This is a genomic window from Enterobacteriaceae endosymbiont of Plateumaris sericea (assembly GCF_012562605.1).
GTDB lineage: Bacteria > Pseudomonadota > Gammaproteobacteria > Enterobacterales > Enterobacteriaceae.
Genome location: NZ_CP046224.1, coordinates 25,491 through 36,724 on the forward strand (window position 1 = coordinate 25,491; position 11,234 = coordinate 36,724).

The 11,234-nt window shown below is 19.7% G+C and carries 9 protein-coding genes, 2 tRNA genes and 2 pseudogenes; 6 read left to right on the plus strand and 7 right to left on the minus strand.

The genetic code is table 11. The annotated features are described in order from the left end of the window. Positions 1-17 precede the first annotated feature (17 nt). The 5 genes from GJT84_RS00135 to ftsY form a co-directional block, all read right to left on the minus strand. Positions 18-548, minus strand: coding sequence for a metal-dependent hydrolase (locus GJT84_RS00135; protein ID WP_168866856.1), 531 nt, complete (start codon positions 546-548; stop codon positions 18-20). 25 nt (positions 549-573) lie between these two features. Then, positions 574-2,520, minus strand: coding sequence for an exoribonuclease II (locus GJT84_RS00140; protein ID WP_168866857.1), 1,947 nt, complete (start codon positions 2,518-2,520; stop codon positions 574-576). Positions 2,521-2,595: 75 nt separating this feature from the next. Further along, positions 2,596-3,123, minus strand: a complete 528-nt coding sequence (gene ssb, locus GJT84_RS00145) for a single-stranded DNA-binding protein (protein ID WP_168866859.1) — start codon at positions 3,121-3,123, stop codon at positions 2,596-2,598. An 81-nt stretch (positions 3,124-3,204) separates the two neighbouring features. Continuing rightward, positions 3,205-4,071, minus strand: a complete 867-nt coding sequence (gene rpoH, locus GJT84_RS00150; protein WP_168867347.1) for an RNA polymerase sigma factor RpoH — start codon at positions 4,069-4,071, stop codon at positions 3,205-3,207. A gap of 53 nt (positions 4,072-4,124) precedes the next feature. Beyond that, a complete protein-coding gene (gene ftsY / locus GJT84_RS00155; RefSeq protein WP_168866861.1) occupies positions 4,125-5,093 on the minus strand; it encodes a signal recognition particle-docking protein FtsY in 969 nt (322 codons plus the stop codon). A 174-nt stretch (positions 5,094-5,267) separates the two neighbouring features. On the opposite strand from ftsY, the gene rsmD reads away from it, so the two are divergent. After that, positions 5,268-5,828 carry a 16S rRNA (guanine(966)-N(2))-methyltransferase RsmD gene (gene rsmD / locus GJT84_RS00160; RefSeq protein ID WP_168866863.1) on the plus strand — a complete coding sequence of 187 codons (561 nt, stop codon included), beginning with the start codon at positions 5,268-5,270 and terminating at the stop codon, positions 5,826-5,828. Between the two features lie 11 nt (positions 5,829-5,839). Here rsmD and GJT84_RS00165 read toward each other — a convergent pair whose 3' ends face one another. Further along, entirely contained in the window at positions 5,840-6,091 is a 252-nt protein-coding gene (locus GJT84_RS00165) for a sulfurtransferase TusA family protein (protein WP_168866865.1), read from the minus strand. Positions 6,092-6,236: 145 nt separating this feature from the next. On the opposite strand from GJT84_RS00165, the pseudogene recA reads away from it, so the two are divergent. The 5 genes and pseudogenes from recA to GJT84_RS00190 form a co-directional block, all read left to right on the plus strand. Further along, a pseudogene (recA, locus tag GJT84_RS00170) lies at positions 6,237-7,226 on the plus strand (recombinase RecA); the annotation flags it as partial. Positions 7,227-7,309: 83 nt separating this feature from the next. Further along, positions 7,310-9,949 (plus strand): alanine--tRNA ligase, encoded by a 2,640-nt coding sequence (gene alaS, locus GJT84_RS00175; RefSeq protein ID WP_168866868.1) that lies wholly within the window; start codon positions 7,310-7,312, stop codon positions 9,947-9,949. 114 nt (positions 9,950-10,063) lie between these two features. Next, positions 10,064-10,249, plus strand: a complete 186-nt coding sequence (gene csrA / locus GJT84_RS00180; protein ID WP_168866869.1) for a carbon storage regulator CsrA — start codon at positions 10,064-10,066, stop codon at positions 10,247-10,249. Positions 10,250-10,334: 85 nt separating this feature from the next. Next, a tRNA-Ser gene (locus GJT84_RS00185) sits at positions 10,335-10,421 on the plus strand. Positions 10,422-10,428: 7 nt separating this feature from the next. Next, positions 10,429-10,501 (plus strand) — tRNA-Arg (locus GJT84_RS00190). A 59-nt stretch (positions 10,502-10,560) separates the two neighbouring features. Here the strand turns inward: GJT84_RS00190 and GJT84_RS00195 are convergent. Then, positions 10,561-11,234: pseudogene (locus GJT84_RS00195) on the minus strand (5-methyltetrahydropteroyltriglutamate--homocysteine S-methyltransferase); the annotation flags it as partial.

Consider the following 11,234-nt stretch of genomic DNA (forward strand, 5'->3'; position numbering starts at 1 on the left):
ATTTATTTTAAAATAAATTAATGAGCTAAATTATTATATAATTTTATAATAAAATGACTTCCAATAGGATTTAATAAATACAAAGATATTATTAATAATAAATAACAAAATATTTCTTCTCTAAAAAAATTATTTTTTATAATAGGTAACTTAAACTTTTTTTTATATGGCCATAATAATGGGACTCCATAAGGAGTTAACATATCAGATAATATATGACTAAAATAACCTATAATAAATCCAATTTTTACATCAATAGGTATAAAATTTAAATTAAAAAAAAATAAATAAGAAATAATAATAATTAAAGATAATAAGCTATGAGTAAAACCTCGGTGACCAAATAATTTAGATATTATATGTGAAAATATTTTTATCCTATTTCCTAAAATAGATTTAGGATGATCAATATCTGGTAATAAACATGTTATTAATGATGCTGGAATAATATGCCACCAATCATATTTAATGATATATTTATTTAAAATAAAATGTTTAATTAAAATACTACTAGATATAGCAAATATTATATGTCCTTTGAATTTCATTTAAATATCCTAAAATAAATTTTAATTATTTTACCAATTTAACAATAATATTATATGTATCAATATCTATTTCTTTAATAACAACTTTAATTGTATCATTTAATTTAAATAATAATTTATTTTTAATATAAATTAAACCTCTTTGAGAATTAATATTAATTTCATTAATAATTGGATATAAAAAATTTTTTGGTATAAAAGCATATGCTCCATTTTTTATTAAACGAACACGAATACCAATACATAATATATCAATTATTTCAGATATAAAAATTTCTTTTGTATAAATACTATTTTTTAAATATTTATAATATAACCAAGCAGATAAATCTCTTGAAGCTTGTTTATTTAAATGTTTTTTTTTATTCATTAAAAAAAATATTTTATTTGATGGTTTATTAATTTTTTCTTTTTTAATTATAGATTTTAATAATCTATGGTTAATCATATCTCCAAATTTACGAATAGGAGATGTCCAAGTAGCATAACATTTAACTCCTAAATAAAAATGAGGAGCTGGTTTTATATGGAAAATTGTCATTAATTGATATTTTTTTAAACGATGTATTAACAATTTTAAATTTAAATTTTGTAATTTGTCATTAATTATTTTAAATCCTTTTAACTTCATTAAAAATGATTTATTACATTGAATATTATATTCTTTTAATAAAGATATTACTTGATTAATTTTATTATAATTAAAACCATTATTTATATTATAAATACCAAAACCTAAATTATTTTTTAAAAATTTAGCTGCACATATATTAGCAACTATCATTGCTTCTTCAATCATTTTATGTGCAATACGTTTTTCTTCTATTATAATATTTAATATTTTTCCTTTATTATTAAATATAAATTTATAATCTATATTATTAAATAATAAAACATGTTTATTTGTCCATTTAATACGATATTGATAGAATTTATATAATAATAATATTTGTTTTTTAACATTATTATCTATTGGTTTCCAACTTCCTATATTTTCTAACCAGTTAGATACATTATAATAATTTAATTTAGCTTTTGATTCTATCCAAGCTATAGAAAAATTTATATTTTCTGATAAAATACCACACTCATTAATTTTTATTTTACAGATTAATGCTGATCTTTTTTGATTAGGATTCAAAGAACATAAATTTTCTGATAAAAATTTAGGTAATAAAGGAACAGTAAATCCAGGTAAATAATTAGTAAACATACGTTTTAATGCAATTTTATCTAATTCACTATTTTCTGAAATATATGATGTAGGATCAGCTATAGCTATATTAATTATTAATTCTTTTTTAGATATTTCTTCTATATATATAGCATCATCTATTTCTTTGGTATCATTATTATCTATTGTAATAAAATATAAATTTGTAAGATCTTTTCTATATAAATTTTCATCTAATATATGTATGTTTTTACATAAAATATCACTAGGTGGATTAATTGAAAGATTATACTTAAACAATATAGACCACCATGGAATTAAATATTTATTATTATTAGTAATATATTCTATTATTTCTGCAAGAAAAATAATTTTTTGTGTTTTTAAAGGATGATTAATTATAGTTGCAATTACTTTATCTTTATTTTTAATAATATGTTTAATATTTACTTTAGGAAAACATTTTATAGTCATATTATTTAAATATTTTTTTTCTGGAATAATAAATAATTCATTATTATTAATTTGTATATGTCCTATAAAAATTTTAATAGATGATTTTAATAATTTAATAGGAATAGCTACTAATTTATCATCAATATATTTAATACTAGCAATAACATAATCTTCATGTATTACATATTTTATATATATATTGGAGATTTCATATATATGATTAGATTCTGTTTCTAAAATACCTGATCTTTTATCAAAAATTTTTATAATTCCTTTTACTAAAAAAGATTTATTAGAAAAATTTTTTTTTAATGAAAATAGTAATTTATTGTTATATAACATAATTAAAAATCTTTCAATTTCTGATTAATAAAATTATTATTTTATAATAAAATGTTTAAAAATAAACTTTAATAATTAAAATGGTATATCATCTTCAAAATCAATAATATTTTCATTTTTATCTGATAATAATGATTGGTCATTTTCTTTATTTATTATATTATTATCTTTTTTTGTATGCCAATTATTATTTTTTAATTTATCTTTATTATTAATTTCTTGTTTATTAATAATATTTTCATTTTGACGGGAATTATTACCTAACATTTGCATAGTACCTCCTACACTGACTATAATTTCAGTAATATAATGATCTTGTCCATTTTGATTTTGCCATTTTCTTGTTTGTAAATATCCTTCTATATATACTTGAGATCCTTTTCGTAAATACTCATTAGCAATTTCTGCTAATTTACCAAAAATTACAATTCTATGCCATTCTGTTTTTTCTCTATGTTCTTTTGTTTGTTTATCTTTCCAATGTTCTGAAGTAGCTATTATAATATTTACAACAGCATTACCATTTGGCATATAACGAATTTCAGGATTTTTACCTAAATTACCTATTAAAATTACTTTATTAATACCTCTTTTACTAGCCATAATATATAACCTTTTATACTGATAAATATAAAATTAATATAATAATTTATATTATATATTTTATATATACATAATTATTAGTTAATAATGTTCTATTGATAAACGTAATTTTTTCATAGCATTTTTTTCTAATTGACGAACTCTTTCAGCAGAAATACCATAATAGTTAGCTAATTCTTGTAATGTAGTTTTATTTTCATTTTTATTTAACCATCTAGAATATATTATTTTTCTACTTCGTTGATCTAATTTTAATATAGCATTTGATAATTTATTTGAAATATAATCTTTCCAATTTTTTTTTTCAATATCATAGGCAAAATTAGATTTTTTATCTTGAAGAAAATATATAGAATTAAGACTCCTATTATTTTTAATATTATTTTTAATAGGAAAATCAAATGTCATATCTTGTGCTGACATTCTTGATTCCATTTCTTTTACATCTTTAGTTGATACTCCTAATTCTCGGGCTACCATATTAATTTCTTCTTGATTAAACCAACCTAATCTTTGTTTCGCTTTTCGCAAATTAAAAAATAATTTTCTTTGTGCTTTAGTAGTTGCTACTTTTACTATACGCCAATTTCGTAATACATACTCATGTATTTCTGCTTTTATCCAATGAACAGCAAAAGAAACTAAACGAACACCGATTTCTGGATTAAATCTACGAACAGCTTTCATTAATCCTATATTACCTTCTTGTATAAGATCAGCTAATTGTAATCCATAACCAGAATAATGTTTTGCTACATGAACAACAAAACGTAAATGAGATAAAATTAATTTTTTTGCTGCTTCAATATCACTGTGATAAAATAATTTTTCTGATAGTTCTTTTTCTTCTATATTAGTTAACATAGGCCATATATTAGTTATATATATATATGATTCTAAAGTTCCTAATGGAGTAATGGATGATGTTAACACCATATCTTTAATCATCATATCCTCTTAAAATTTTAATTTTTACATAAAATAAATTTTTTAGTAAAATCCTAATTTTTAGAAAAAATAGCATTAATAAAATCTTTAGCATTAAATAAATGTAAATTAGTAATTTTTTCTCCAGATCCAATATATCTTATTGGAATACCAAATTCATTGGCTAAAGAAAAAATAACCCCTCCTTTAGCTGTTCCGTCAATTTTAGTAATAGTAATACCTGTAACTCCTATACTATCATGAAATGCTTTTAATTGATTAATAGAATTTTGTCCAATATTAGCATCTATTATTAACATAATTTCATCAGGAGATTCATTATCAATTTTTTTAATTACACGAACAATTTTTTTTAATTCTTCTATTAAATTTAAATTATTATGTAATCTTCCTGCTGTATCTGCTATTAATATGTCTATATTATTTTTTTTAGCTTTATATAAAGCATCAAAAATTACAGATGCACTATCTTTTTTTTTATAATTATTTATAATAAAACTATGACTTTTATTACTCCAAGAAGTTAACTGTTTATCAGCACCAGCTCTAAAAGTATCTCCAGATGCTAAAAAAACTGATTTATTATTTTTATAAAAATAATAAGCTAATTTTCCTATAGTAGTTGTTTTTCCAACACCATTAGCACCAATAATTAAAATTACAAATGGTTTTTTCTTCTTAATAATTAATGGTATTTCTACAGGAATTAATATATTTAACATTTCTTGTTTTATATAATTATATAATAAATAAGAATTTTTTATTTGTTTTTTATTTGCATAGTTAGAAACTAAATTAATAATTTTTTGAGTTGTTTTTAATCCTACATCAGCAGTAATTAAAGTATTTTTTAAAAAAATAAATAATTTTTCATCTATAATATTTTTATTATTAAAAATATTAATAATTTCTTTACTAATATTTTGACTGGTTTTAAATAAACTATGTTTTAAATAATTTAAAAAACCTTGTTTTTTTTCTTTAATTTTTATAGTAGGTATAGATATTTTATCTTTTATCATATTATTTAATTGTATAGTAATTATAATAATCTTATATTTATAATTTTATATTTTTAATTTTATAAAAGATACTTAATATTATTATTTAATTAATATATAAAAATTTTAAATTAATTAATATTATTTTTATATAAAATTTTATATAATTATAAAAAATAATTTAATATTATAAACATGAATAAAATAAATATTATTTCAGGAAAATGGAAAGGTAAAAAAATATATGTAATTAAAAATAAAAATTTAAGACCTACAATGAATTTTATCCGTGAAAATTTATTTAATTGGTTATCTAAAAAAATATATATGTTAAAATGTTTGGATTGTTATGCAGGTAGTGGTGCTCTTAGTTTTGAAGCTTTATCAAGAAATGCTTTATCTTCTACTTTAATTGAAAATAATCTAAAAATTTTTCAACAATTAAAAAAAAATTCTTTATTATTACAAGCTAAAAATTCAATTTTAATTTATAAAAATACTTTAGATTATTTATCTAAATCTGGAAAAAAATATGATTTAATTTTTATAGATCCTCCCTTTTCTAATAAAAATATATTAATTAAAAAAACTTGTTTTTTATTAGAAAATAATAATTGGTTAGAAAAAAATGCATTGATTTATATTGAATATAAATCAATTAGTACAAAAATAATCTTACCAAAAAATTGGTTTTTATATCGTAAAAAAAAATTAAGTATTGTAAATTACGAATTATATATAAGAAATAATACTTAATAAATTATTTATTATAATTTTTTTATTAAAAATAAATAAGGAATAGAATTCATTTTTTTCTTAATAAGTTTATAATTCATAAATAAACAGAATTGTTTTATATCTAAATAAACTAAATTATTATCAGTAATAATAAGTAAAGTTTGATTTAATATCATATTAATAGTACTTTTTTTTATCATTATTATTGTTTTAGGACATTGCAAACCTTTAATATTTAAAATATAAGTAGGATTTTTATAAAATTTTTTAATTTCATCCATATTAATTATATTAATTTTTTAAAAAAAATAATTATTTATTTTAATATTATATTCTATTATGAACATACAATATATAATAATTAATATTATTTTTATAAAAAATTATCTTTTAATTTTAAATATTATGTAATTATAAGGAAAATTTGTGAGTTTAACAAAAGAAAAACAAAAAGTTCTTGATAAAGCTATTAATCAAATAGAACAACAATTTGGTAAAGGTTCTATTATGAGGTTAGGTGATAATAGGACTATGGATATAGAAACTATATCAACAGGATCTATAACTCTAGATATAGCGTTAGGAATCGGTGGTTTACCTATTGGTCGTATTGTAGAAATATATGGTCCTGAATCTTCAGGAAAAACAACATTAACATTACAAGTTATAGCTGAAGCTCAAAAAATAGGGAAAATATGTGCTTTTATTGATGCAGAACATGCATTAGATCCTATATATGCAAGAAAACTTAATGTTGATATTAATCGTTTATTATGTTCGCAACCTGATACAGGAGAACAAGCATTAGAATTATGTGATGCATTAGCTAAATCAGGTGTAGTAGATGTTATTATTGTAGATTCTGTAGCAGCATTAACTCCTAAAGCAGAAATTGAAGGTGAAATAGGTGATTCTCATATAGGATTAGCTGCTAGAATGATGAGTCAAGCAATGCGTAAATTAGCTAGTAATTTAAAACAATCTAATACATTATTAATTTTTATTAATCAAATTCGTATGAAAATAGGAGTATTATTTGGAAATCCTGAAGTTACAACTGGAGGAAATGCTTTAAAATTTTACTCTTCTATAAGATTAGATATTCGTAAAATTGGTATAGTAAAAAATGGAGATAATATTATAGGTAGTGAAACAAGAGTAAAAGTAGTTAAAAATAAAGTTGCTGTACCTTTTAAACAAGCTGAATTTCAAATTATATATGGAGAAGGAATAAATATTTATGGAGAATTATTAGATTTAGGTGTTTCACAAAACATCATTGAAAAATGTGGTTCATGGTATAGTTATAAAAGTGAAAAAATAGGACAAGGAAAATTAAATGCTATAAATTTTTTAAAACAAAATAAAAAAAAATCAAATGAAATTGAAGCAAAATTACGAGAAATTTTATTAAATAAAAATATTTTTTAAAAATTATTATTTTTTAAAAAATTTTAAATTTAATATAAATCAATAAATAAATTAAAGGTTTTCTATATATGGAAAAGACAACCAATGAAATTAGTAAAATTTTTCTAAATTTTTTTTATAACAAAAAACATATTATAATGGATGGAAGTTCATTAATACCATACAATGACTCATCATTATTATTTACAAATGCAGGAATGAATCAATTTAAAGAATATTTTTTAGGATATAAAAAATCTAATTATTCACGTATAGTTACAATTCAAAAATGTATACGTATTGGAGGGAAACACAATGATTTAGAAAATGTTGGTTTTACCAATAGACATCATACATTTTTTGAAATGTTAGGTAATTTTAGTTTTGGAGATTATTTTAAAAAAGAAGCAATATATTATGCATGGGAATTATTAACAGATTCTAAATGGTTCAATTTAAATAAAAATAAAATATTTGTTACCGTATATTATACAGATAAAGAAACTTATAATATATGGAATAAAGATATAGGTATCTTAAAAAAGAATATTTTATTAATCGGAGATAAAAATAATATTCTTTATAATTCTGATAATTTTTGGCAAATGGATAGTACTGGGCCTTGTGGACCTTCTACTGAAATTTTTTATGATTTAGGTAATCATTTATCTGGTAATATTTTAAATAATCCTGGAAATCGTTTTATTGAAATATGGAATATTGTATTTATACAATTTAATAAAACTTCATATGGAAAATTAATTCCATTACCTATAAAATCAGTTGATACGGGTATGGGATTAGAACGTATTAGTTCAGTTTTACAAGGACTTGATTCTAATTATAAACTAAATATATTTAAAAAATTAATTCAATATATAGCTAAAATTACTAATACAAAAAATTTAGAAAATAATTCATTAAAAGTAATAGCAGATCATATTAGATCTACTGTTTATTTAATATATGAAGGAATATTACCTAGTAATGAAAATAGAGGATATGCATTAAGACGTATTATGAGAAGAGCTATAAATCATGGAAAAATATTAGGACAAAATAAACCTTTTTTTTATAAGTTAGTTAAAAAATTTATAGAAAATATTAATATTAATACTGAAATAATAAAATTAAATAAAAAATGTGATTTTATTGAAAATGTAATACAAAAAGAAGAAGAAAATTTTGAAATTATTTTAAAAAAAGGAACAATCTTATTAAATAAAGAAATTAAAAAATTAAAAACAAATATTTTAAATGGAAAAAAAATATTTTATTTATATGATACTTTCGGAGTATCAATAGATTTAATAAAAAATATATGTAAAAAAAAAAATATTGATATAAATCAAAAAGAATTTGAAAACTGTATGAATATACAACGTAATCTTGCTAGACAACATAGTTTATTTAAAAACACTCAAAATTTATTTTATATAAATAAAAAATCAAATTTTGATGGATATGATAAATATCAAACTGATAGTTGTATATTAGATATATATGTAAATAATAAATTAGTACATAAAATTAATAAAGGAAATAAAGGAGTAATAATATTAAATACCACACCATTTTTTGGTGAATCAGGAGGACAAATAGGTGATACAGGATTTTTAAAAAAAGATCAAAATAATTTTTTTCAAGTTTATGATACACAAATTAATGGAGATTTAATTCTTCATATAGGCGAAATGATTGAAGGTACATTAGAAATAAATAATCATATAAAAGCACAAATAAATATTAAACATAGATTAAATATTAGTAGAAATCATTCAGTAACACATTTATTACATGCTTGTTTACGTAAAATATTAGGAAATTATATACAACAAAAAGGATCTTATATTACAGATACTTATTTACGTTTTGATTTTTCTTATTTAAAAAATCTTGAATTACCAATTATATTACAAATAGAAAAAATGATAAATAATTATATATTTGATAGTATACCTATTAAAACATATATAATTGATAAAAATATAGCAAAAAAAGATGAAAATATAATATCATTATTTAATGAAAAATATAATGATATTGTTAGAATTATAGAAATAGAAAATATTTCTAAAGAATTCTGTGGAGGTACTCATATATTAAATACTCATCAAATTGGTTTTTTTATAATTAAAAAATTTAGTAATATATCACATGGTATTAAAAGAATACATGCAATTACTCATGATTATTCTTTACAATATATACAAAAACAAAACGAAAAATTAAAATTAATTTCTAATATTTTAAAAACAAATGAAATTAATTTGGTTGAAAAAATTTTAATATATAAAAATAAAAATAACATTTTAAAAAAATCTTTAAAAAACTTAGAACAATATTTTCTTAATAAAGAAAGTCAAATTTTATTTGATAAAAGTATTTTTTTACAAAATATAAATTTTATAATAAGTAATATTTATAATTTTCACCCTAAATTATTTCATTTTATTTTAAAAATTTTAATTAGTAAAATAAATAAATTTATTATAATATTATCTACTAAATGGGAAAATAATTTTTATTTAATAATAAAAATTTCTAAAAATTTATCTAAAGAAATTAATGTTATTGAAATTATTAATAAATTTTATGATAAAAAATATTGTAAAGTTGGTGGATGTGTTACTATAGCACAAGTAAATTGTAGTTTTAATCAAGAACAATTTTTTTTATTTTTAAATAAAATTAAATTATTTTTTTTAAAATTATATAAAAAAAATTAATATTTAATATATTATTAATAAATTTATAAGGTTATATGTTTAATTTTTATTAGTTTCTATTAAAATATTAATTAATTCTAATTTTTATTTTTTATTTCTTTTAAGGAGAAAAGGATGCTTATTCTTACTCGCCGAGTAGGCGAAACACTTATGATAGGTGATGATGTTATGGTAACAGTATTAGGAATTAAAGGAAATCAAGTACGAATTGGTGTTAATGCTCCTAGAGAAATAGCTGTTCATCGTGAAGAAATTTATCAACGCATTCAAGCAGAAAAAAATCAGCAAACGATTTGCTAAAATAAATAAAGTAATTTTATATAAACAATTTTTAAATAATTAATTTGACTTATTTTTTTATAAAATATAATATAATTTTTATAATGGTGAGATGGCCGAGTGGTTGAAGGCGCACCCCTGCTAAGGGTGTATGTGGTATTCTACATCGAGGGTTCGAATCTCTCTCTCACCGAAAAGAAGCATCCGTAGCTTAGTGGATAGAGTACTCGGCTACGAACCGAGCGGTCGGAGGTTCGAATCCTCCCGGATGCAATAATTTATTAATATTTTAAAATATATTTCTTTTATTAAAAATAATAAAAATTATTTGATTATTTAATATAATCATTATATTTTTTTCTTAAAATTTTTGTTGCTTGTACCATATTATGTAAACTTTTTATTACTTCTTCCCATGTTCTTGTTTTTAATCCACAATCAGGATTTACCCAAAGTTTTTGAAAAGAAATATTTTTTAATGCCTCTGTTAAAAATAATTTAATATTATTTATAGATGGTATATTAGGTGAATGTATATCATATACTCCTAATCCTAATTCATTTAAATAATTTAATTTTTTAAATAATTTTATTAAATTAGTACCGGAACGAGATGTTTCAATACTGATAACATCAGCATCTAAATTTATTATAGAATGCATAATATCTTTAAATTCAGAGTAACACATATGAGTATGAATTTGTGTTGTATCTTTTGTCGATGATATCGTTAAATGAAAAGATTCTATTGCCCAATTTAAATATTCATTCCATTCAGATTTTTTTAAAGGTAATCCTTCTCTTAAAGCAGGTTCATCTATTTGTATAATTTTAATATTTACTTTTTCTAAATCATATATTTCTTCTTTTAAAGCTAATGCAATTTGCTTAGTAATTTCTATAGGTGAAATATCATTTCTAGGAAATGACCAAAGTAACATTGTTATAGGACCTGTTAACATTCCTTTAACTATTTTTTTTGTTAATGACTGTGCATATTGAGACC